The 23,266-nt window shown below is 71.0% G+C and carries 17 protein-coding genes; 11 read left to right on the top strand and 6 right to left on the bottom strand.

Annotated features, from left to right (window positions below; translation table 11 throughout):
- The first annotated feature begins 1 nt into the window (after position 1).
- From ABZ477_RS18575 to ABZ477_RS18555, 5 genes are all read left to right on the top strand, one after another.
- Positions 2-2,350 carry a hypothetical protein gene (locus ABZ477_RS18575; RefSeq protein ID WP_360136223.1) on the top strand — a complete coding sequence of 783 codons (2,349 nt, stop codon included), beginning with the start codon at positions 2-4 and terminating at the stop codon, positions 2,348-2,350.
- Between the two features lie 4 nt (positions 2,351-2,354).
- Positions 2,355-2,870, top strand: coding sequence for a hypothetical protein (locus tag ABZ477_RS18570; protein ID WP_360136221.1), 516 nt, complete (start codon positions 2,355-2,357; stop codon positions 2,868-2,870).
- A 73-nt stretch (positions 2,871-2,943) separates the two neighbouring features.
- Positions 2,944-5,532, top strand: a complete 2,589-nt coding sequence (locus ABZ477_RS18565; RefSeq protein WP_360136220.1) for a hypothetical protein — start codon at positions 2,944-2,946, stop codon at positions 5,530-5,532.
- A gap of 25 nt (positions 5,533-5,557) precedes the next feature.
- Positions 5,558-7,852 (top strand): hypothetical protein, encoded by a 2,295-nt coding sequence (locus ABZ477_RS18560; protein ID WP_360136218.1) that lies wholly within the window; start codon positions 5,558-5,560, stop codon positions 7,850-7,852.
- A gap of 14 nt (positions 7,853-7,866) precedes the next feature.
- The gene (locus ABZ477_RS18555) at positions 7,867-9,645 is read left to right on the top strand and encodes a hypothetical protein (RefSeq protein ID WP_360136216.1); all 1,779 of its coding nucleotides are present in this window, start codon (positions 7,867-7,869) and stop codon (positions 9,643-9,645) included.
- On the opposite strand, the gene ABZ477_RS18550 is transcribed toward ABZ477_RS18555, so the two are convergent.
- A complete protein-coding gene (locus ABZ477_RS18550) occupies positions 9,593-10,021 on the bottom strand; it encodes a hypothetical protein (protein WP_360136214.1) in 429 nt (142 codons plus the stop codon). The two genes, ABZ477_RS18555 and ABZ477_RS18550, sit on opposite strands and share 53 nt — an antisense overlap.
- Between ABZ477_RS18550 and ABZ477_RS18545 the strand changes: the two genes are divergently transcribed.
- The 5 genes from ABZ477_RS18545 to ABZ477_RS18525 all read left to right on the top strand — a co-directional run bounded on the left by ABZ477_RS18545 (position 10,020) and on the right by ABZ477_RS18525 (position 15,272).
- On the top strand, positions 10,020-11,078 hold the full coding sequence (locus ABZ477_RS18545; RefSeq protein ID WP_360136212.1) for a hypothetical protein: 1,059 nt from the start codon (positions 10,020-10,022) through the stop codon (positions 11,076-11,078). The genes ABZ477_RS18550 and ABZ477_RS18545 overlap by 2 nt on opposite strands.
- A gap of 1 nt (position 11,079) precedes the next feature.
- Complete coding sequence (locus tag ABZ477_RS18540) at positions 11,080-12,141, top strand: hypothetical protein (protein ID WP_360136210.1); 1,062 nt, start codon at positions 11,080-11,082, stop codon at positions 12,139-12,141.
- A complete protein-coding gene (locus ABZ477_RS18535) occupies positions 12,138-13,241 on the top strand; it encodes a hypothetical protein (RefSeq protein ID WP_360136208.1) in 1,104 nt (367 codons plus the stop codon). The genes ABZ477_RS18540 and ABZ477_RS18535 overlap by 4 nt, the downstream gene beginning before the upstream one ends.
- A gap of 261 nt (positions 13,242-13,502) precedes the next feature.
- Positions 13,503-14,531: an alpha/beta fold hydrolase gene (locus ABZ477_RS18530; RefSeq protein ID WP_360136206.1), complete on the top strand. Its 1,029-nt coding sequence runs from the start codon at positions 13,503-13,505 to the stop codon at positions 14,529-14,531.
- Between the two features lie 75 nt (positions 14,532-14,606).
- On the top strand, positions 14,607-15,272 hold the full coding sequence (locus tag ABZ477_RS18525; RefSeq protein ID WP_360136204.1) for a class I SAM-dependent methyltransferase: 666 nt from the start codon (positions 14,607-14,609) through the stop codon (positions 15,270-15,272).
- A 50-nt stretch (positions 15,273-15,322) separates the two neighbouring features.
- Here the strand turns inward: ABZ477_RS18525 and ABZ477_RS18520 are convergent, their stop codons facing one another.
- The 3 genes from ABZ477_RS18520 to ABZ477_RS18510 form a co-directional block, all read right to left on the bottom strand.
- Entirely contained in the window at positions 15,323-16,177 is an 855-nt protein-coding gene (locus tag ABZ477_RS18520; protein ID WP_360136202.1) for an ADP/ATP-dependent (S)-NAD(P)H-hydrate dehydratase, read from the bottom strand.
- Positions 16,161-16,886 (bottom strand): histidine phosphatase family protein, encoded by a 726-nt coding sequence (locus ABZ477_RS18515; RefSeq protein ID WP_360136200.1) that lies wholly within the window; start codon positions 16,884-16,886, stop codon positions 16,161-16,163. Before ABZ477_RS18515 ends, ABZ477_RS18520 begins: the two co-directional genes overlap by 17 nt.
- An 83-nt stretch (positions 16,887-16,969) precedes the next feature.
- Positions 16,970-18,433: a glutamate--cysteine ligase gene (locus ABZ477_RS18510; protein ID WP_360136198.1), complete on the bottom strand. Its 1,464-nt coding sequence runs from the start codon at positions 18,431-18,433 to the stop codon at positions 16,970-16,972.
- A gap of 96 nt (positions 18,434-18,529) precedes the next feature.
- Between ABZ477_RS18510 and dinB the strand changes: the two genes are divergently transcribed.
- A complete protein-coding gene (gene dinB, locus ABZ477_RS18505) occupies positions 18,530-19,726 on the top strand; it encodes a DNA polymerase IV (protein WP_360136196.1) in 1,197 nt (398 codons plus the stop codon).
- A gap of 438 nt (positions 19,727-20,164) precedes the next feature.
- Here the strand turns inward: dinB and ABZ477_RS18500 are convergent, their stop codons facing one another.
- On the bottom strand, positions 20,165-21,775 hold the full coding sequence (locus ABZ477_RS18500) for an amidohydrolase (RefSeq protein ID WP_360136194.1): 1,611 nt from the start codon (positions 21,773-21,775) through the stop codon (positions 20,165-20,167).
- Positions 21,772-23,205 carry a cytosine permease gene (locus tag ABZ477_RS18495; protein ID WP_360136192.1) on the bottom strand — a complete coding sequence of 478 codons (1,434 nt, stop codon included), beginning with the start codon at positions 23,203-23,205 and terminating at the stop codon, positions 21,772-21,774. Before ABZ477_RS18495 ends, ABZ477_RS18500 begins: the two co-directional genes overlap by 4 nt.
- Positions 23,206-23,266: the final 61 nt, after the last annotated feature.

Genomic DNA, 23,266 nt, shown 5'->3' with positions numbered 1-23,266 from the left:
CATGCCCAGCGCCCAGTTCACCGCCATGGCGATCGCCGCGCCGACCCTGCAGCTCCGGCCGCAGATCGTGACGCAGCTGACGCGAGCCACGGCCCTCAACCTCTCGATGCTGCGTGGCATCACGATCGCCGGCCTCGTCGAGAACGCGCCGCGCGTCACGTCGGCGCCCTCGATCGTCAGCGCAGGCGTGGCCGGCGCCGACGGCAAGACGTACTTCGTGCCGCAGGCGCGCGTCGCCGAGCGCTCGAAGGCGACACGCGCTCCCAACGTGTTCTTCGCGGCGGGCAGCGACGGGGTCACCCTGCGGGTGTGGTTCGATCTGGTGCAGCACCCCTCGGTCGCGACCGGTGCCGAGCCACTCCCCGTCGACAACTACTCGGTGTCGCTCGTTCCCCCGTCCGGAGACGAGATCCGGTTCGAGCGCTGCGACGATCTGCCGCGTGGCGACCAGGACGACCCTGCGGTCCTCTCGCGGCTCTACTGCGAGACGTCCGTCAATCCGAACATCGTCGTGCCGATCCTCCAGAACGGCGGAGCGCGCTTCCGGATCGAAGGCGACGTGCATTACACCGTGCAGGAGGGCGCTTCCGCCGACTCGCCTGCCGGCGGCATCCGGGTCAGCCCCGCGGGCCCACTCCGCGTCTTCGACACCCCGGCGCGTGCCATCCGGCTTCCCGACATCCCGCTCATGATGGCCGCGGCGCCCGTCGTGCGCGACCACCGGGTCGCTGCGAGGCCCCGGATCCGGGATCACCGGATCCTCGACGCCGCCGTCGTCGACGCCATCGCGACGACGCCGACGGGCGAGCCGACCTGGGCGTCCAAGACGGCGCGGCTGAAGCTCGGCGCCGACAACTACAGCGTCGATGCGAGCTTCCCTCCTTCGATCATGAGCAACCGCGCCATCTACTCCCAGGTCACATCCGGCTTCGGATCCGAGCCGTGGTCCGAGTGGGTCGACTCGCCCAACGGCCTGTTCATGGATTCGCCGCTGCCCGACCAGTTCTACGTCGTGCCCGACGAGTACCGCCTCGCCTTCGACCAGGAGACCAAGCAGCCCGCGATGATGGTCCTCCTCGTGCCGCCGAAGCGGGCCGAGGGCGAGGTCGCGCCCACGAGCTTCGGCGCGGACTACAAGCTGCGCACGCGCTTCAGCGTCGTGCCGTGGATCGACCCCGCCCGCCGCGAGCGCCTGCGTGCGGAGATCGCGCGGCACGCGCGGGTCGCGTACCCCGACCTGCTCGTCGGCGGCATCCGCGAGGCGACGTGCGAGCTGTCGACGGTGCTGCACGAGCTCGGCTCGTCGATCGTCGGCACGGAGGGCGCGACCTCGGTCGACGGCCTCGGCTTCGACCTCGTGCTGGACTGCACGAGCGAGTTCTACAACACGCTGACGCACCTGCTCGTGACCGAGGGCGTCGAGGCGCAGGTCAAGGCGACGCTCGTCTCGGACGCCGAGCACCCGCGGACGGCGACCGTGCCCGTCAAGCTCCGCCTCGACCGGCCCGCGACCGACGTCCTCTCGGCGACGCTCATACCGCCGGCACCGACGGCACTGCCCGCGCCCCCCGCCGAGCCGGCTCCGGATGCTGGAGCCCCCGCTCCGGCGGAGGGCGAGCCTGCTCCGGCCGAGGGCGAGCCCGCACCCGCTGAAGGCGAGCCTGCGCCCGCTGAGGGCGAGCCGGTCCCCGAGCCGATGCCGGCGCCGCCGGGGCCCTCCGTGCTCCGGGTGAGCAACCCGCTCCCCTACGCCGTCACCGTCGCACGCACCGTCGCGAGCCTCCTCGAGCGCGACGCCGACCTGCCGAGCCCCATCGGGGCGGTCGCCGCAGAGGCGGAGCCGTCCTCCTTCACGCTGCCGGCAGCCACGGACGCGCCGTCGACGCTCGACATCGTGCTGACGGCCGCGGCGAGCGACCAGCCCAGGATCTTCGGGTCTGTCGGGGTGTCGTTCGAGGGCATCGCGATCGACATCGATCCCCAGAAGGTGCTCGCGAAGGCCTACGACACGGGCACCTCGGGATCCGTCTCGAGCTCCGTCGAGGTGCGCAGCTACCAGCTCGAGCACCCCGAGACCCGCCCGCCCGCGCTCGCCGACGTCTTCGGCCTCGAGGTCGAGATCCGCCGCTCCGCCGACGCGAAGCCCGTCACGGTCTTCCTCACGACGGACCAGCCGAAGCTCGACGTGCAGGTGTCGTTCTCGCTGAGCGACATCGTCGCGGGCGCCCGTCCCGAGCAGCCGACGTTCGAGTGGCGGCGGCGGAACATGAGCGGATCGGGCAACGGCGAGTGGTCGGAGTGGGCGACCATCACGGGCCGTCAGCTGTTCGTCTCGCCGACGGGGATGTGACGCGATGTTCGCCGCACAGGACCGCGTGATCGCCTATGGCGTCGAACTCCGCCGCATCGGAGAGGATGCCTGGACCTACGTCTCGGTCGCGCCGTGGCCGCAGCTCTCGCCGGACGGGACGCCGATGGTCTCCGTGCTCGCGGCGGGCGACCTCGCCTTCGTCCAGCTGAGCGCGCAGCTCGACCCGCCCGGTGGCGCGCTGGAGCAGGCACGCAGAGCCGTCGCCGGCGATCGGGACGCGGCATCCGTCACCCTCACGAGCGGCGTATCGGCCGTGACCTCCGTCGAGGTGACCGTCACGTCGAACGGCGAGTCGCGCGTCGTGGCCACCTCGGCCGGCAGCGGCTACGCCCCCTTCACCGCCGTGTTCGCCGTCCAGGCGACCGCGGCCGACCGCGAAGCGTTCGAGGCCGCCCTGCGCGGCGAGACCGGACGCGTCGCCATCACGTACCAGGCCGTGACCGATCGCGGTCCGGCGCGCATCAACGCGGACCTCGCCGACTGGACACGGATCGGCTGACCCCCGGTCGACGACGGACTCGGGACGACGGAACAAGACAGACCACCGACTCAGAAAGAAAAGGGAGCAGCAGATGTTGAAGATCAGCAAGCAGGAGCTCATCGACGGGGTGACCGTCTTCGGCGACGACACGTTCGACGACGTGTTCTACCCCATCCCCGAGGTCCCCCGGTTCCGCACGGACGACAACGGCGACCCGGTCTTCAAGTACCTCAAGTACCGCATGCCCCTCGAGCGCGAGGACGGCAAGCGCGGCGGCGGGTTCGCTTTCTTCGACACGGAGTTCACGTTCACCCCCGCCCAGCTCGCGAAGATCAAGGAGACCCTCGACACGAAGGTGCAGGGGATGGCGGGCAAGCCCGGCTTCCGCGCGTCCGTGCCCGGCACACCCGAGGCGCACCTGGGGACGATGACCTACACGCGCGGCACAGCGAACCTCCTCCTCAAAGAAGACGGCGGCACGCTCATCGAGGCGGTGCGCGGCGCCGGGAAGCCCTCGCTGTTCGGACGCAACATCGCCTCGTTCATGGTGGAGTTCACACCCGAGGGCGCGACCCTCTTCGAGCAGGCGCTGCAGGGCAAGGGCGGCGTCGTGCAGGTCGTGTACGACCTCAACTTCGTCGCCAAGCTGCCCGAGATCTCGGCGCGGGCGTGGTTCTACGCCGAGAAGTTCTACTCCTACGAGCAGACGATCGACATCGACTGGTCCTTCTGGGGAGACGACGAGTACGTCGAGAAGATCACCGAGCAGTTCATGGATGCCGAGACGATGGGCGTCGACCTGCACCTGGACGCCGTCCTCCCCGACCCGGTCGCCGACCAGAAGCTCAAGGACAAGGTCCGCTCCATGATGGAGCGCGCGCTTCAGGACGCGGTCCTGCGCAAGATGATCCCCGACATCGAGGCGGTGCCGAAGGACGCCCGCGGGATGCCGGAGGACATCGAGCATCTCAAGCGGTCGTTCTCGACATCCCGCGTCTCGACGTTCGAGCAGACGTACCGCGAGAACTCCGCGATCGAGTGGAACATCGTCCCGCAGGGCACGCTGCCGAACATCACGAACATGGTCTCGGGCGACGGCAAGCCCGTGCTGTGGGCGGATCACGCGACCGAGGTCGACCTCAACGACCCGTTCTTCCAGACCCTGCACGTCAAGGTCGGCGTCAACGCCGACTTCGCGACCCTGCCGATCCACTCCATCGAGGTCAAGCTCGAGTACGACCACGGGTCGCAGCACAAGATCGAGGAGTACTCCTTCACGAGCCCCGACGGCGTCCAGGAGTTCCAGACCTTCATCGAGGCCGGCGACCGCGAGTACACCTACTCGTACCAGGTCAACTACGTCGGCTCGTCGAAGACCTTCACGGCGCCGCCGGTCAAGACCGACGACACCGTGCTCACCGTCAACGTGGACGACATCGGCCTGCTCGACGCCGTCGTGCAGGCGGGCGACATCGACTGGACGAAGGTCGCCTCCGCGCAGGTGTGGGTCCGCTACCAGGACACGGGCGTGGAGAAGTTCGAGGAGCAGTTCGCCCTCACCTCCGAGCAGCCGACGCACCGCGTGCAGCACGTCCTGTTCCAGCCGCGGCGCAAGCCGCTGAGCTACGAGGTCGAGTACTTCCTCACCGACGGGCGGCGCATCAAGGCGCCCGAGGAATCGACCGAGCGCTCACCCATCCTCATCAACGACCCGCTCGGGCGGACCCAGAAGTTCGAGGTGCGCGGGGTCGGCGACTTCACGAACCGCATCGCGCAGATCTTCCTCGATCTGGTCTACGAGGATGCCGCGAACGAGTACACCGTCGAGCAGTCCGTCGTCCTGGCGGCCGGTACCGAGGCTGCCTCGCAGCCCTACGCCGTGCTCGGCGAGGGCGGCGGGACCGTGCGGTACAGCGGATCGATCCGCTACAAGGACGGGACCGTCAAGGAGATCCCGCTCACCGTCGCGGACGGCACGATCATGGTCGGCGACGTCGTGTCGCAGAAGCTCGACGTGACTGTCGTGGCCGACCTCGTCGACTGGACCCGCGTGCGGCTCGTGCAGGTCGCCCTGCGGCACGGGCCCCAGCCCGGCGGTCAGGCGAAGGACATGATCTTCTCGCCGCAGACGCCCGCCCCGCAGCGCTGGGAGCTGCCGCTTGGCGAAGGCGAGTCGACGTCCTACTCGTGGAGCGCCGTCTACTTCTTCACCGACGGAACCCAGGCGGCGGCCGGCCCGACGGACTCGACGGCTCCGTCGCTCGTGCTGCAGCCTCCCGCGAGCGCCGTGCCGGCGTCGCCGGTGACACCGGTGGCGACACCGACACCCACGCCGGTCGACGCTCCTGTGCCGGGTCCGACGCCTGCGCCTGCGCCGGCTCCGACGCCCGTGGCCACGCCGACCCCCGAGCCCGTGCCGACGCCCGTGGCCACGCCGACGCCCGCGCCGACGCCCGAGCCCGTGCCGACGCCCGTGGCGACGCCGACGCCCGCGCCGACGCCCGAGCCCGTGCCGACGCCCGTCGCGACGCCGACGCCCGCCCCGACGCCAGCACCGACCCCGGTCGCGACGCCCGCGCCGGCTCCGACTCCGGCCGCGCCGCCGACGCCCGGTGCCACGCCTCCGCCGCCGCCCATGCCGGGCGCGACCCCGCCTCCCCCGCCGATCCCCGGCGCGTGACCGCTACGAGCCGAGCGAGGAGATCATGCTCTACCTCAACCCGCCCTACTACGTGATCGACGGCGTGAGCCTCATGCCGGACCACGAGGACCCGCTGCAGTTCTACTTCATGCCCATGTCGCCTCACCTGAGCGTCATGCAGGAGGGCGAGCTGCGCATCCCGAAGATCCAGGTCATCAAGTTCACCGGCCGGCCCACCCCCGACGCCGACATCGTCTCGGGCGGCTTCCTCGACTTCGACTGCAACCTCGGGATCGACCCCGAGCGGCTCGCGGCGATCGCGGACCAGCTGCGCGGCGAGGCGGGCCTGAGCGACCTGCCCCGTCTCGCGCCCGTGCCGCTCATCGGCGGGACCGTCCGCATGATGCTCTTCGGCAAGGAGTCGCCCAAGGAGGAGACGGGGCTGCCCGGCCGCCGCGAGGAGGAGGAGATCGCGGGGCCTCAGTTCGTCCAGAAGATCGTGCACTCGGCATCCCCCTCCCTCTACGGCGACAACCAGGCCGCCTTCTCGGTCCGGCTCGACCAGGAGGGCGCGACGGTCATCGACCAGGCGATCCGGGACGAGATGCTGCCGATCGGCGTCGTCTACAGCCTCGAGTACGTGGGCCTGAGGCCCGCGTACAAGGTCCACGTCGAGGCCGACTGGGACCGCGTGCAGAAGCACTTCGAGGAGACCGAGTCGGTCAACGTTCCGCTCATCGCGAGCTCCACGATCGAGACGGTCATCGACGAGCTCGTCGAGAAGCAGTACATCAAGATCGAGGGGGATCTCCTCGTCGCGGACGAGGACGACTCGGGCGGCGCGACGGGCCGGTACGAGTCGGCGATGGCGCAGGTGCGCGAGCTCGTCTTCGAGAACTTCTTCACGCCGAGCCTCGAGCCGATCGAACGACAGACGGGCGACGGCATCGACGACTTCGGACGGGTGCTGCGCACGATCGCGACGCACGGCATGTCGTCGGTGTGGGAGCGCAAGCAGGTCGACATCACGCGGATCGACCGCAAGAAGCTCAACATCGACATGAGCGAGCGGACGTCGGTCATCCGGCAGATCTATCCGCAGGGGCACCTGCCGGGCATCGTGCGGTCGATCGAGACGCAGGGCCTGGACTGGGACCGCTTCATCAGCTCGGTCTCGCTCGAGGACCCGTTCTTCCAGCGCCGCACCGTGCGCGTCATCCCCCGCGCCGACTACGCGACGGACCAGATCGAGGCGATCAACGTCTCGCTCGACTACGACGGATCGGTCAAGAACGTCATCCTCGACCCGTCCAAGGGCGAGCAGACCGTCGAGTGGATGAGCTCGCTGGAAGGCGGACGGATGCGGGCTCCCGTGACCGTCTCGTACGACGTGCTGTTCTCGACCGCCGCCGTCGGCAGGCCGCGCAGCGTCAAAGCGGGCCCGATGCAGGTCGACGGCGACGTCGTGCAGATCGCGCCGCGCGACGGCGCCGGGTACGAGCTGCGCTGGGTCAGCTTCACCGTCATCGACTTCCCATGGGACGTGTACCACACGATCGAAATCCACTGCCGGTACGAGGACGAGGCGAACGGCATCCGCATCTCGAACCAGTACGGCCTCACGCAGGAGGCGAGCGCCGGCGCCTGGCCCGTGTTCGCCCTCGATCCCACGAAGCGGATGGTCGGCTACCGGCTCATCCTGCACGGGATCGACGGCCGCGACCACGACAGCGGCGACCTCACGACCGAGGACGACCAGATCCGGATCACCGACCCGTTCGGCACGCGCCGGGTCGTCGACATCGTCGCTCCGAGCGCGATGTTCGGCACGCAGGTGGACCGCGTCTTCGTCGACGTCCGGTATGACGACGAGGCGAACAGCATCCACAAGCGCGAGTCGTTCGAGCTGAGCGCCGCAGACCCGGCGACCAAGCGCTTCGCCGTGGAGCTGGCCGACCCCAGCCGCCGGCGCGTGACGTTCACGGTGTCGATCCTGCGCAGCGACGGCATCGTGATCGACATCCCGGAGTCCACGACCGAGCAGGACCGCATCTTCATCTCGGCGGCGATGCGCGGGCACCGCACCGTCACGGTCACGACGGACGGCGTGGATCTCGTCGGCTCCGGCATCCGCGAGGCGACGGTCGAGACGCTCTACGAGCGGACGGCCCTCGGCCTGCGGTTCGCGGACTCGGTCACTCTGCGGCCGGACAAGCGAACAGCATCCGTCGAGTACGACTTCGCGGAGGGCGACCCCGACCTGTCGTACCGCGTCATCCACACGCTCGACAACGGCCTCAAGCGCGAGACCCCCTGGACCACCACGAGCGGCGACGTCATCGTCGCGCGCGTCGACTGAACGAGGAGATCACCATGCTTCAGCTGGGAACCGGGATGAAGACGGTGGAAGGCGTCACCGTCTTCCCCGACCACGCGGACGAGAACCAGTTCTGGTACCTGCCCGCCCACCTCGAGATCGCACGCCGGCCTGCGGACGACTGGCCGCAGTTCAGCTTCATCAAGTTCAAGCGCGAGGCCTCCGCGGAGGGCGTCACGGGCGGCGGGTTCCTCATGTTCACGGTCGCCTTGACGCTGCCGGAGGAGATCGAGCGCAAGGTGCGCGCCGAGCTGCCCGGCAACGCCGTGCTCACCGCCGTGCCGTTCGACTCCGGCACCGTCGAGTGCGTCGCGCTCAACCTCCAGGGCCCGGGCGGGACGACGGCGACGGTGAGCGACGCCGGCACGTTCACGGCGGTGCAGACGATCCTCGGGGCGCGCGTCCCGTCGCTCTTCGGCGACAACAACGCCGTCTTCAGCCTGACGCTCAGCCAGGAGGGCGCGACGCTGCTCGAAGCCGCGTTCGCCCAGGGCGCGGCCCCCATCGGCGTCATCTACACGATGACGTTCACGGCCATGCAGCCCTCGCTCGACGTGCGCATCACGGCCGACTTCGAGCGGATCTACCAGCACTTCAGCGCGGGCCTGAACGCCAACGTCTACTACGTCGAGGTCGCGATCCAGGCCGGCATCGAAGAGCTCGTGCAGAACGGCGCCATCAAGGTCGAGGTCACGAACTTCAGCACGGCGCAGGACAAGCAGGACCAGGAGAAGGCCGCGATCGACTTCTTCACGCAGAACCTCCTCACGCAGTGGTTCACGCCGACCCTCACGCCCGGGACGCTCCAGGGCGGGATGGCGACGGCTCCGCGTGCGGGCGGCGGCGCGGCCCTCTTCGGCCCGAAGAACGAGGGCAAGCCCGCGACCGGGACGCCGACGCGTCCCGGCGCAGGAGGCGGAGGGCAGACTCCGCCCACGCCGCCCGCACCGCCGCCCGCCGGTGGTCCGAGGCCGCCGACCGGCGGGCCCGCGCGGCCGCCGGGGGCGCCCGGCGCACCGGTGACGCCGGGAGCACCCGCCACGCCGCCGACGCCGGGGACGGGCGGTGCGCCGCGCGCGCCGGGGGCGCCTGCCGTGCCTCCCGTTCCGGGGGCGCCTGCCGTGCCTCCCGTTCCGGGGGCGCCTGGCGGCGGTGCGACGCCGCCCAGGCCCGGCGGCACGGGCACTCCGACGCCGCCCGCACCGGGGGGAACAGCCACGCCGCCCGCGCCCGGCGCCCCGGCCACGCGTGACGTGTTCGTGCACTTCATCGAGGAGGGCGGCAACCAGGGCGTCAACGGCGTCTACTCCTTCGGCTATCAGGTGGGCGACACGTGGACCGACACGGCGACGCCTCCCGGGAGCTCGAGCCAGCTCCAGGTCGCGCTTCCCACCGGCTTCACGGGACCCATCGCGGCCGAGATCAAGTCGCTCCCCGAGCTCACGTTCGCCGACGCCGATCAGCTCCGCGCCCACGCGACCACGGGAGTCGGCATCCTCGCGAGCGGACAGCGGGCAGCCGGCGGCAACCAGGCGTTCGACGAGATCACCGCCGCGGCTTCCGCAGTCACGTCGCTCACGGTGCGCATCCCGGTCACCAAGACCGTCGTGTCGGCGAGCTCGCCAGACGCCCTCGTCGCGGCGGTCTTCCCCGGCGGGCAGCTCGTGCAGCCCGGCATCTACGACTGCCGGCGCATCGCCGGCACGAACGACTTCGAGCTGATCATCCCGGACGTGCCCGGGATCTTCGAAACCCCCACTGGAGGAACACCATGAGCGGCAACGGCCCCGACGGCACCCCTGCGGCACCTCCCGCCGCACCTCCCGCGACTCCGCCCGCGGCACCTCCCGCTGCACCGCCTGCCGCGCCCCCCGCCGCACCGCCGACGGCTCCGGGCGCTCCCGGAACTTCCGGAACGACGGGCGCGCCGGCCTCGCCGCCGAGGCCGGCCACACCGCCGACCACGCCGCCCACCGCGCCGCCGACGCCTCCCGGCGGAGCCCGGCCGGCCACGCCGCCCGCCGCCCCGGGCACCACCGCGGCACCGGGGGCCACGGCGCCCAGCGCACCCGCGACCGGCGCCCCCGGCGCGGGCGCGACGGCTCCGGGCGCGAGCACGGCGGGCTCGGGCGCGATCCTGACCTTCGCCATGAAGGCGATCAAGCAGGTCGAGCGGAAGACCCTCGTGTACGAGTACCACCGCCGGCAGGCCGTCACGCGGCAGTACGCGCCGCAGTCGCTCATCGGCATGATGCTCGACGACCTCACCGGACCGGGCCACTTCCTCGAGGTCGACCTCGACGACCCGTTCTTCCGCTCGCTCGACGTCGAGGTGTCTCTGACCAGCGCCTTCGAGCCGATCGGGCTGCAGTCGGTCGCGGTCGGACTCGACTACGGCGACGCGGATCATCCGCAGAAGCACCGCCACACCGACCTCGTGTTCGACGCGACGCGCACGCAGCCGCAGCACTGGATCGTCCCCATCGCGACCGACTACGACCTCGGCTACCGCCCGCGCATCGAGTACCACTTCGATCCGCAGAGCGGATGGGATGCCGAGCGCAACGAGGTCGTCGTCGAGCCGGGGCGCATCGAGGACCGCACGCTGCAGCTCGACCCGACGCAGCACGTCGGGTTCCTCCAGGTGGAGCTGCGTCCCGAGCGGCTGGATCCGCTCGAGGTGTCGTCCGTCGAGGTCGCGCTGACCCACACGTCGAGCAGCGGCTGGACCTCCACGCGCCGGTTCGAGGTGCGTCCCGACAGCGCGGCGCAGACGTGGCGTGTCCGGACCGAGCACGTCGACCAGATCCCGTACACGGTGCAGAGCACGTACCACCTCGTCGACGGCGGCACGATCACGCTCGACCCTGTGAACGCCACCGCGACGACCGTCGTCGTCGGGTCGCCGTTCGCCGACCACCTGGAACGCCGCATCGACTTCTCGGTGCCGGCCGGCCGGTTCGCCTCGGTCGTGCTCGACGTCACGTACGACGACGGCTCGCACCGCATCGCGCGCCGGCTCGAGCTCGACGGAGCAGGCCTCGCACCCGCCCGCGTCCAGCTCGGCATCGTGGATCCCACCCACCGCGAGACGACGACGCAGGCCGCGCTCCTGGGCACGGGCGGCGAGGTCGTCCGCGGCGCACCGTTCACCGGCGAGGCCGAGTTCCTCACCGTGGCCGAAGACGGCACCGTCACGGGGGCATGACATGAGCGCCGGCATCCTCACCCGGACGACGACCGCGGAGCGCCGCATCGCGGATCTCCTCGATCGCGTCGGGGAGGTGCGCCCGGCGCACGCCGAGCGCGCGAGACGCGAACTGGACGTCTCGCTCGCCGCGATGCGCAGCTCGGCCGTGGGCGCGCTCGCGTGGGAATCGAGCTGTCTCACCCCCACCCGCTACCCCGTCGAGGTCGCGTTCACCTCCGCGACCGACGAGCTGCGGACGGCCGTGGACGTCATCGCACCCGAGGACGACCGCCGCACGGCCCTCGACGAGGCCGCGCGGATCGGCCGGCTCTTCGGCTCGGCCGGGCTCGACCCCGAGACGGCGGACCTCCTCCGGCGTCACCAGCACGGACTGCCCCTGCGGTTCGGGGCCTGGCTCGGCAGCCGGCATGCCGCCGTGTCGACGGCGCACAAGCTGTACGTCGAGGTCGATCCCGACCCTGCGAGGGCCCGCGAGCTCGCCGAGGCTCTCGCGCCCGAGGCCTGGCGCGCGCTGGCGGGAGCCGGAGCCCTGCGGTTCATCGGCATCGGGCTCGACGACCCTCACGCCGTCGAGCTGTACGCGCGGCCGGCGCACACCGACGGGGACCTCCTGCGGGTCCTGTGCGCCCGCGCCGGGATGGCCGAACTCGCCGGGCCGCTCGCGGACGCCGCCGTCGGCACGGACGGAGCGGGTTCCGGCCGCAATCTCGCCGTGAGCGTCGCATCGGCCGCGGACCGCGTCACTGCGGTCGCCGCGTTCACGTCCGCGCACCAGCGCCTGCGCCGCGACCACCGCGTGCGCGAGGCCGTACTCGCCCAGGCCCGCCGCGACGAGTGGGCCTCCGCCGACGTGTACGCCGCGGCATCCCTCCCCCTGGCCGAAGCCGTCCCGCTGCAACGGCCCTTCCACACCGCGCTCTCCGACGTCGCCGTCGCGGGGCGCCCCGAGATCGTCCACCACGTCGGGATGGCACCGCCGCCACCCGGACGACCGCGCCGGAGCGAGGGCTCTCCGGCATCCCTCACACGAGAACAACGAGAACAAGGAGAAGGATCATGAAGCAGATCACCCTGGAGAACCTCCACTGCACGAAGACCGAGGACTGGCTCGGCTCCGACGAATGCCGCCTCGAGGTCTACAACGACGGCGAGCTGCACTTCGCCTACCGCCAGGACCTCAACAACGACCAGGACTGGGCGCTGAACGCCTCGCTCCTCTTCTCGAGCAGCTGCACCCTGCGGCTGTTCGACGAGGACGGCGACTTCCCCGGCGACGACGACGATGCCCTGGGCATCGCCGCGATCGCTGCGGTCGACACGCAGCACGCGACGGTGACGTTCCGCGAGGACGACGCCGACTACACGCTGACGTACTCGGTCGTCGACCGGCCCGACATCACCGAGAGCGACCTGGCGACGTTCGCGATCGACCAGTTCGAGGCGTCCACGGCGCCGTCGATGTGGCCGGGGCTCGACAAGGCCCAGATCATCGCGGACCTGCGCGAGCGGCGGTGGAACCCCACCTCCATCAACCAGGTGAACTCGAACTTCTGCGGGCCGACGTCGATCACGTACGAGATGGCGCGCACGCAGCCGCGGCGCTACGTCGACATCGTCCGCCAGCTGTTCGAGACGGGCGGCTTCTGGTCACGCACGCACCGGGTCGATGCTCCGGAGGGCCTGCGGGCGACGCAGGCCGGCCAGAACATGAAGCCCGCGGACTGGATGCTGATCGCCACGATGCGCAACGACGAGAACGCCATCTTCGGGGTCTCGCCGACCTCGACGGGCGTCCAGAGCATGGTCGAGGGGATGACGACGCCCTGGGAGATGGAGGGCTGGACGAGCGAGCTCCTGCTGAAGGACAACGTCTCGAACAGCACGACCTTCGTCTGGGGCGAGTTCGACGCCATCCGCTACGCGCACCAGGTGTGGGCCGGCGGCGGCAGCTCGTTCGTCATGGTCCACTCGGACATCTTCTCGGCGCCGAACGGGATCGTGCCGCCCTGGCCGGACCACTGGGTCGTCTACGCGGGCGGCCTCGACGAGAGCGGCGGACGCATCAAGTTCAACGTCTACTCGTGGGGTCAGATCTACTCGCTCGACCTGTCGCTCGACCACTTCGAGAACTGCATGTTCGGGATCGTGACGGGGTTCTGAGCATCAGCGGCCGGGCGGCGTGGGGGCCGCCCGGCCGTCCACCCCCGCGCGGGCAGAACGGATGCTGTCCCTCCGGCGCCGCCGACGCCCTTCGGCGCCCCGATCTCCCAGCTTGTCGGGGGCGGCCCGCACGCCCAGCATCCGCCTCCGCGCCACAACGTCGCAGAAAACCACAACGCTGCACGGACACGCCGCCGAGGGTGCGACATCGTGGTTTTCCTCGACACTGTGGTCGACGCATGCCCTCGCCATAATGAGCGTGTGCAGCAGCACATCGGCCGGGTGACGACCACCGATGGAACCGCGATCGCGTACGCCTCGGTCGGTTCCGGGCGCGCCGTGGTCTACGTCAGCGGATGGCTCAGTCACCTCGAGCTGAGCTGGGACCTGCCGGAAGAGCGCGCCTTCTACGAGAGTCTCGCCGAGGGCTGCCGGCTCGTGCGGTACGACCGCGCCGGGTGCGGACTGTCTCCCGGCTCGGATCGACCGCCCTCGATGGCGTACGAGCTCGAGCAGCTCGCCGCGCTCGCGGATCTCCTCGGCCCTGAGCCCTTCGACGTGATCGGCGCCTCCCTTGGTGCGCTGGTCGCGGTCGCCTGGGCCGGGGGGCACCCCGAAACCGTCCGGCGCCTCGTCCTCTACGGGGGCTGGGCCCGCGGCGCGGACATCTCGTCCCCGGGTGCGCGGGACCACATCCTCGGCCTGGTCCAGTCGCACTGGGGCCTGGGGGCGGACGTGCTGACGGACATCTTCGCTCCCGACGCCGACTCCGCGATGCGCAGCGCTTTCGGCCGCTACCAGCGTGCTGCTTCGACCGCCGATACCGCCCGGACTCTGCTCGCGATGAGCTACGACCTGGACGTCACCGACCTCCTCGGGCAGGTCCGGGCTCCGACGCTCGTGCTGCACCGCGCCCAGGACCGGGCCGCGCCGGTCGAGCAGGCCGGAGCGCTGGCCGACGGCATCCCGGATGCCGACCTCATGGTGCTGCCCGGGCGCTCGCATCTTCCGTACGCGGGTGACGCACAGAGCCTCGTGGCACCGATCCGCCGGTTCCTCGGCCTGCGCAGCCTGCGGCGTGCACCGCGAGCGCTCACCCCGCGGCAGATCGAGGTGGCCGCCCTGGTCAGCGCCGGCTGCACGAACCGTGAGATCGCCCTCCGCCTCGGCATCGACGAGCGGTCCGCCGAAGGCCATGTCGAGAGGATCCGCGTGCGCCTCGGCTTCCGGTCACGAGCACAGATCGCGACCTGGTACGCCTCTCAGCGAGGGGGTCCGGGCCGGAAGTGAGGTAGTTCCCCGCCTGCGCCGGCAGGCGGAGCGGGCGACGCTGGGGTCATCGACCACGACGCCCCAGGAGCAGACATGACCACCACCAAGATCACCCGCCCGACCGGGATCGCCTTCGAGCAGCATCCCCTGCGCGGTCCGTTCAACGCGGCGTTCTTCCGGCTGATGGACCCGTACATCGACCTCAACCTGCGCAGCCGGAAGCGACGCGTTTACGCGGGCCTTCCCCACGAAGTCGTCGAGATCGGGCCGGGCGTCGGCGCCAACCTGCGCTATCTCTCCCCGGGCAGCACCCTCGTGGCCATCGAACCCAATCGATCGATGCACGAGCAGCTGCAGGAGGCGGCGCGCCGGCATGGCGTCGAGCTCGACCTGCGTGAGCGCATGGCCGAGCAGACCGGCCTCCCCGACGGCAGCGCGGACTGCGTGATCTCGTCGCTCGTGCTGTGCTCCGTGCGGGATCCGGCGGTCGTGCTCGCCGAGATCCGGCGCATCCTCCGCCCGGGTGGCGCCTTCCGCTTCCTCGAACACGTCGTCGCACCGTCGGGGACGGCGACCAGAGCGGTGCAGCGGATCCTCCGCCGTCCGTGGGCGTGGACGTTCGAGGGCTGCTCGTGCGAACGAGACCTCGAGCGTGAGATCCGCTCCGCCGGATTCGCGAGCGTCACGGTGGATCGCTACCGGATCCACACGCCGTTCCTCCCGTTCAACACCCATATCGCGGGCATCGCACGCGCGTAGCGCGCAGTCCGCCCCGGCGGCCAGGGGTGTGCGGGAGGCGGCTCTCCCCGTCAGCCCGGGGGCGCGATCACCTCGGCGATCGCACGCGTCAGCTCAGGGGGAATGTCCCGCGCGAGGAATCCGATGCCCGCGAGTCCGGTGAGGCGATCGCCCGCTCGCGCATGTGCCCAGCTGCCCCACACCGCCGCCCGGGCGGGCCCGACGCCGCGGGCCGCGAACCCCGTGATCGCGCCCGCCAGCACGTCGCCGCTCCCCGAGGTCCCCAGGCCAGGCCCGCCTGCCGGGACGCGCCATGACTCGCCGGCGGGCGTCACGACGTGTCCGTAGCAGTTGACGACCGCGTCGTAGCGCCGCGCGATCTCCCCCAGGTCGGGGTCCTGCCCGTCGGCGGGATCCCACCCGAGCAGGATCGCCGCCTCCTCGCGGTTGGGGTTCAGGATGAGGTTCGTCGGCAGTTCGCCCCGGTCGATCGTCGGAAGGATGCCGAGGGCGAAGGCGTCGAGGATCAGGCAGCGCACCTCGAGCCGCGACACCGCCCGCAGCGTGTGGCGCGTCTCGTCCGGATCGTCGAAGCCCGGCCCCACGAGCACGGCGTCGGCGGACTCGACAGCATCCCTCGGCCCCTCGTCCAGAGGGGCGTCAGCCTGGTCGGGCAGCGAGTGGACGGCGGCCTCGGGCATGACGACGCCCAGCTGGCCTTCGATCGAGGCGGGCACGACGACCGCCAGCCTCCCGGCGCCGACGCGGAGTGCCGCCTCGCCGGCGAGGAACACCGCGCCCGGTGAACGCCGCGAGCCGCCCACCACGACGACCTGGCCGCGGGACTTCTTGGACTCGCCCGGATCCGGCAGCCCCCATTCACGCAGGAGCTCCGGTGAGACGAGGATGTCACTCCGGTTCGACATCCGGGCTCCCGGGATGCACGGTGACCGGCGCGCCCTCGACCTGAAGGTGGCTGACATCCGAGAACTCGACGATCTCCCACGCGGATCCGTTCCTCACGAGGTGCGTGACGGACGCGTTGAGGACCGTATGGGATGCCGCGAACTCGAGCAGCCGAGCCTCGTCGAGCGGCAGGAGCAGATAGAGCAGCAGCATGACGACCGCGTCGTGCGCGACGATCAGCGCGGACGTATGGTCGGCGGCGAGGCCGTCCCGGAGGAAGGAGCGCAGGCGGAGCGCGACATCCGCCCACGACTCTCCGCCCGGAGGACGGTGGTAGAACTTGCCGAGGTGACGCCGGCGCTCGGCCTCCTCGGGATGGAGCTCGGCGACGCCACGACGCGTGAGGAGGTCGAGGATCCCGAGCTCGCGGTCGCGCAGCCGCTCGTCGACCACGGTGGCGGGATCCTCCGCGGCGGCGCCCCGGGCGATGGCCAGGGTCTCGCGCGCACGCTCGTACGGCGACACCCAGCAGACGTCGACCGCCGCCCGATTCGACTCCCACCACGCCCCCAGCGCGGCCGCCTGGTCGCGACCGGTCTGCGAGAGCGGCACATCGGCATCGCGGATGTCGATGGGGATGACGGTCAGGCCGTCGATCTCCGCCTGGGTCGCGGCCACGTTCGCGACGCTCTCGCCGTGTCTCACCAACCACAGCTCGGTCACTGCCATCCGATCAGGCTAGGCGGCGGACGGCCGGCGGCGAACGGGTTGACATCCCGCGGGCCGAGGCCCTAGCGACAGCGCCGGGGGCCTCACTCCCACGTGTGGACGGGCTCGTTCGTGTGCATCGCCTCGCGGTATTCGAGCAGCGTGGCGCGCAGCGCGTCGTAGCGCTCCATGCCGGAGCGGCGATGCATCCGGTCGACGAACCAGCCGGCGCCGGTGATCCCAGTCAGGCAGCGCCCTTCGATGATGCCCAGCAGTCGGTCGCGGACGGATGCCTCGACCCCCCAGGCCTCGAGCCCCCTGTGCGCCATCGGCAGCAGGCGTCGCAGCACGAGCTCAGTCGCCGGGACCTGTCCGACCCCGGGCCAGTACAGCTGCGCATCGACGCCGTCGCGTGCGGCGGTGTGGAAGTTGTCCTCGGCGGCGGTGAACGACAGCTGCGACCACAGCGGCCGCTCGCTCTCGGCGATCGCGCGCACGAGCCCGAAATAGAACGCCGCGTTGGCCATGATGTCGACCACCGTAGGGCCGGCCGCGAGCAGCCGGTTCTCCACGCGCAGATGGGGCACCCCTCCCGCGATGTCGTAGATCGGCCGGTTCCATCGGTAGATCGTGCCGTTGTGCAGTCGCAGCTCGGCGAGGGCCGGAATCCCGCCGCTTTCCAGCACCTCCATCGGATCGTCGTCGTGGACGATCGGCAGGAGGGCCGGGAAGTACCGGACGTTCTCCTCGAACAGGTCGAACACCGAGGTGATCCAGCTGTCGCCGAACCACACGCGCGGTCGCACGCCCTGGGCCTTCAGCTCCTCGCTGCGGGTGTCGGTGGCCTGCTCGAAGAGCGGGATCCGCGTCTCGCGCCACAGCTCCCGCCCGAGCAGGTACGGGGAGTTGGACGAGACTGCCAGCTGGACGCCCGCGATCGCCTGCGACGCGTTCCAGTAGGCTGCGAAGTCCTCCGGCGAGGTCTGCACATGCAGCTGCGTGCTCGTACACGCGGCCTCGGGAAGGATCGACTCCGACGTGGTCACGAGCCGCTCAGGCCCGTCGACCGAGATCGAGATGTCCTCCCCGCGCGCGTTGAGGATCTGTTCGCTGAGCAGCCGGTAGCGCGGATTGGCGCTGATGCTGTCGGGCCGGAGGTGCCCTTCGGCGAGGGTCGGCAGGATGCCGATCATCACCAGGTGCGCGCCGACGCTCGCTGACCGCTCCTCCGCGTTGTTGAGGCTGCGCCTCAGTCCCTCCTCGAAGGTCGTGAGGCCGCCCTCGCGCAAGCGGGCGGGTGGCACGTTGATCTCGATGTTGAACTGTCCGAGCTCGGTCTGGAACGCCGGGTCCGCGATCGCCTCGAGCGCCTCGGCGTTGCGCAGCGCGGGATCGCCCGTCTCGTCGACGAGGTTCAGCTCGACCTCCAGGCCCGTCAGCGGGTCGTCGGTGTCGAAATGCGCCTCGCGCAGCATCCGCGCGAACACGTCGAGGTTGCGCCGGACCTTCTCACGGTGACGCGTGCGGTCGGCGCGGGTGAACTCCTGTGCCGGGACGTCCTCCCCCATGACGGCACTCTAGCGAGCGCCCTGCTCGAGCGGCATGGGTGGATGTCCGCGGTGCGTGCGACGATTCGCAGGACATGCGATCGGCAGGAGGGCGGGATGCGGGGCGAGGCGACCGTGCTGCACGCCGACCTCGACTCGTTCTACGCGTCGGTCGAGCAGCGCGACGCGCCCGAGCTGCGGGGCCGGCCCGTCATCGTCGGCGGCGGCGTCGTGCTGGCGGCGAGCTATGAGGCGAAGGCCTGGGGCGTGCGGACCGCGATGGGCGGCCGACAGGCGCGGGACCTGTGCCCGCACGCGATCGTCGTCCCGCCGCGCATGGAGGCGTACTCAGCGGCGAGCAAGGACGTGTTCGACATCTTCCGCGACACGACTCCGCTCGTGGAGGGCATCTCGATCGACGAGGCGTTCCTGGAGGTCGGCGGCCTCCGGCGCATCGCAGGCACCCCCGAGCAGATCGCGGTGCGCCTGCGCGAGAGGGTGCGTGCGGAGGTCGGGCTCCCCATCTCGGTCGGGATCGCGCGCACGAAGTTCCTCGCCAAGGTGGCGAGCGCCGTCAGCAAGCCGGACGGACTGCTCATCGTCGAGCCCGAGCGCGAGGAGGCGTTCCTGCTCCCCCTGCCGGTCGAACGCCTGTGGGGCGTCGGCGCCAAGACCGCCGAGAAGCTGCACGGGCTCGGCATCCACACCGTCGGCGAGCTGGCCGAACTGGAGGAGGCGACCGCCGAGCGGCTCCTGGGCAGGGCGGCCGGCGCGCACCTGCACGCGCTGGCCCGACTGCGGGACCCGCGTCCGGTCGACACCACACGACGGCGCGGATCGATCGGATCGCAGCGTGCGCTCGGCAGCCGGCCGCGCTCCCCCGAGGAGATCGAGGTCATCCTGACCCAGATCGTCGACCGGCTCGCCCGCCGCCTTCGCGACAAGGATCGGGTGTGCCGCACCGTCGTGCTGCGCCTGCGCTACGGCGACTTCGCGAGAGCGACCCGGTCGCGGAGTCTGCGCTTCCCGACCGAGCGCACCGCGGTGCTGCTCGCGGTCGCCCAGGGCCTGCTCGCGGCGGCGCTGCCCGAGATCGAGGAGCGCGGCATCACCCTCATCGGCGTCACGTTCTCCCAGCTCGGGCGCGCCGAGGACGCTCCGCCCGAGCTGCCCATCGACTTCGAGGACGGGGCCCGGCTCGACACGGTGCTCGACGCGGTCCGCGATCGGTTCGGAGCGACCTCCGTCGCGCGCGCCGCGCAGCTCGGTCGCGATCCGGGCTGGTCGACGCCCGTGCTCCCGGAGCACGAGTGACCGACGGATGCCGATCCCGGCGTCGCTCAGCGATCGTCCCCGGTCGAGGCGTTCGAGGCGTTCGGATCCTCGCCTTCCGCCTGTGAGGGACGGCCGTTCTGGAGCTCTGCGGAGCCCTCCGCGGGGCGCTCCGGATCTTCGCCTTCGGCTTGGCTCGAGTGATTCGGGTCTCGCTGCATGATTCCTCCTCGATCTCGGTCGCCCGGCGGCGCGCATTCGGGATGCTGCTCGGCGAGCGCCGGTCCGCACCTGTGCGACCAGTCGAACAGAGGTGGGCCGCTCGCGCACCGGGGTTGCCAGTAGTGCGGAAGCGTCCTAGACGCTCTGGATCGGCCGGGGGCCCGCCTCGACCCCGGCTTCGTCGAGGTGCCGTCATGGGACGAGCGGGCGCGGCTGCGCTGCTTCGAACGCCGGCCGTCGGGCTGACCAGCGGCGGCGTCAGCTCCGGTACCGCGTGCGTCCCGCCACGATCGTCTCGACGACCCGCGCCTCGAGGAGCGACGCGGCGCCGGCCTCGAACGGGTCGGTGTCGAGCACGACGACGTCGGCGGCGAATCCGGGAGCGATGCGGCCGCGCCAGCCGCCGTCGCCGACTGATGCCGCCGCGTCGCGCGTCGCGTGGCCGATGGCCCGGTCGAGCGGCAGCGCGTACTGCGGGTGGGTCGCGGGGACCGACCGGTCGAGCGCGGAGGCGCGAGTCGACGCGATGTACATGTTCGCCAGGGCGTCGTGCGGCGCGGTCGGGGCGTCGGTCGAGAAGGCGAGCAGCGCTCCGGCATCCTCGTACTCGGGCCACGGGAAGGCGCGCTCGACGCGCTCGTCGCCGAGCATCTCGGCCCAGTTGGCGAAGATGGCGGGGTCGGAGTGCACCGGCTGCATGGATGCCGTCACCCCGAGCCGCGCCATCCGCTCGGCCGTCCCGGGCGCCGCGTACTCGAGATGCTCGACGCGATGGCGTCGCGCTCGAGGGCCGTTCTCGGCGACGGCGTGCTCGATGGCGTCGAGCGCGATCTCGCTCGCGTAGTCGCCGATCGCGTGCTGCGCGATCTGCAGGCCGGCGGCGTCGGCTGCGGCGACGACCGGCTTCAGCTGCGCGAGCGGCCAGATGGGCTCGGCGTTCGATCCGTCGGCGTAGGGGTGGCGGAGCGCCGCCGTGCACGCGTCGATGACCCCGTCGAGGATGAGCTTGATGCCGACGACCCGCAGCCAGGCCGACGACGGCGCGGCGGCGAGCTCGGCCGCGCGCGCAACCTGGGCGAGGTTCGCCGCGTCGTCTCCCGTGTTGGTGATGATCCAGTGCGCGGCGACCCGCAGGGGAAGCTCCCCGCCGTGACGTGTGCGGGCGCGCTCGAAGGCCTCGAGCCCGAACTCGTCGAACGCCATGTCGACGACGCCCGTCACGCCGCTCGCGAGATACGCGTCGATCGCGCGCTGCACATCCTCGTCACGGTCCGCGTCGGTGGTTGTCGCGTCGCGGTGGGCCCACGCGTACTGCGTGGCCGCGGTCTCGTAGAGCATCCCGGTGGGCTGGCCGACAGCATCCCGAGCGATCTCGCCGCCGAGCGGATCAGGGGTGTCGCGGGTGATGCCGAGCTCGGCGAGCGCCGCGCTGTTGACCCAGCACGAGTGGTAGTCGTTCGCGTCGAGGTAGACGGGGATGTCGGACACCGCCGCATCGATCATGGCCGCCGTCGGCGCTCCGTCGGGCAGGGAGTCGAAGAGCCATCCGCGGCCGCGGAGGACGACAGCATCCGGATTCTGGGCCCGAGCCTCGCGCAGTCGCGCCTGGATCTCGTCCAGCGACCGGGCGTCGGTCAGATGGACCTGCCCGAGAGCCGCTCCCATCATGAGCAGGTGCGTGTGCGCGTCGGTGAAGCCCGGCAGCACGAGCCGGCCCTCGAGGTCGACGGTCGCGGCCCCTTCCGGCGCCGCCTCGGCGTCGCCGACGAACACGATGGTGTCGCCGTCGACGGCGAAGGCGTCGGCCCAGGCCTTGTCTGGAGCGGGGTCTGCCGTGAACACCCGGCCGTTGACGTAGCGCGTGATCACGTTCGGCCCTTCTTTCCGAGCGGCGTGCGCAGGAGGCCTGCGTAGAGCGCGGCGGCGACGAGCATGCCGACCGGGACGGACAGGTCGATGTACCCCGTCGCCTCCGCGATCGGTCCGGCCCAGACGCTCGTCGCGAGGCACGCGGCCGTCGCGAGACCGCCGGCGAGCAGCGCGATCAACCCGGGGATGCTCCACCCACCGGTGTACCAGAACCGCCCGCCGGCATGGTCGTCGAACAGCTCGAGTCCGTCGTAGGCGTAGCGGCGCAGCAGCACGTCGACGACGAAGATCGCCATCGCGGGGCCGGACACGATCACGAGGAACTGCAGCATGAGGTTCGCCGCCTCGAGGAGGCTCGACGACAGGACGAGGTAGATCGTCAGCGCCGTGCCCACGACGCCCACGATGATCGCGGCGGGGATGCGACGCAGCCGGAACCCGATCGCCTGCAGCGCCATGCTCGACGTGTACGTCGTCATGGCGTTGAGGGCGATCGTGTTGATGACGACGCCGATCACGAGGACGGGGCCGAGCCACGCGGGCAGCAGGTCGAGCAGCGCCGCGTCGATCCCGGCCTCGAACGCCTCGCCGCTCAGCCCCGTCGCCAGGAGCACGCCGACCGTCGTGAAGACGACGAACGGGATGCCGCCGCCCAGCCCCGTCGCGAGCGCGATGTGGGAGGGCTTGGTGGTGCGCGGGAGGTACCGCGCGATGTCGGGGCTGTTGATGAAGGACAGCGGCGTCGAGGCGAGGATCGTGAACCCGATCGCGATCGACGACCACAGCGCGACCCCGCTCAGGGGCTCGGGCGCCGCGTACTGCCAGTCGACCGTCGGCAGGATGAACACGGTGACGAGGAGGAAGATGACGAAGAGCGCGGCGGCCATGTAGGAGTACGCGCGCACGATCAGGCCGTGGCCGAAGATCGCGACGAGGATCGTGATCGTCGCGACGACGACCGTCACCCCGATCGGCACCCACACGGGATCCTCGAGCCCCAGCCGCCGCAGCAGGTCCGCGCCCATGAAGGACGACGCGAGCCACGTCAGCGACAGGAACACGGCGCCGATGAACCACCCGACGAACGCCACGAAGAGCTTGTTGCCGAGGATCCCGTACATCGCGCGCGTCACGACCGAGCCGGACGTCCCCGACGCGGGCCCGCTGCCGGCGATGATGCCGGGGAAGACCCACAGCAGCGCGGCGGCGATGATGACGGCGATCGCCTGCCACACCTCGAGACCGAGCAGGATGAGCGTCGCACCGATCGTCAGATTCAGGATGCTGACATTCGGCGCCGCCCAGATGAAGAAGAGATCGCGCGCGCGGCCATGGCGTTCGGCGTCGCTGACGAGCTCGATCCCCCGCGTCTCGGGTCGGGAGGCGGTGTCGACGTATTCGTCGTCGACCTGAGGCTCGGTGTGGGTCACGGTGTTCCTCTCGGGGAAGCGTCGTTGCTATTGGTCACATGCCCAATGGACTATTGGTCAC

The sequence above is a fragment of the Microbacterium sp. NPDC019599 genome (assembly GCF_040632175.1).
Taxonomy (GTDB): Bacteria; Actinomycetota; Actinomycetes; order Actinomycetales; family Microbacteriaceae; genus Microbacterium.
This window is presented reverse-complemented; position numbering and strand designations above follow the sequence as displayed.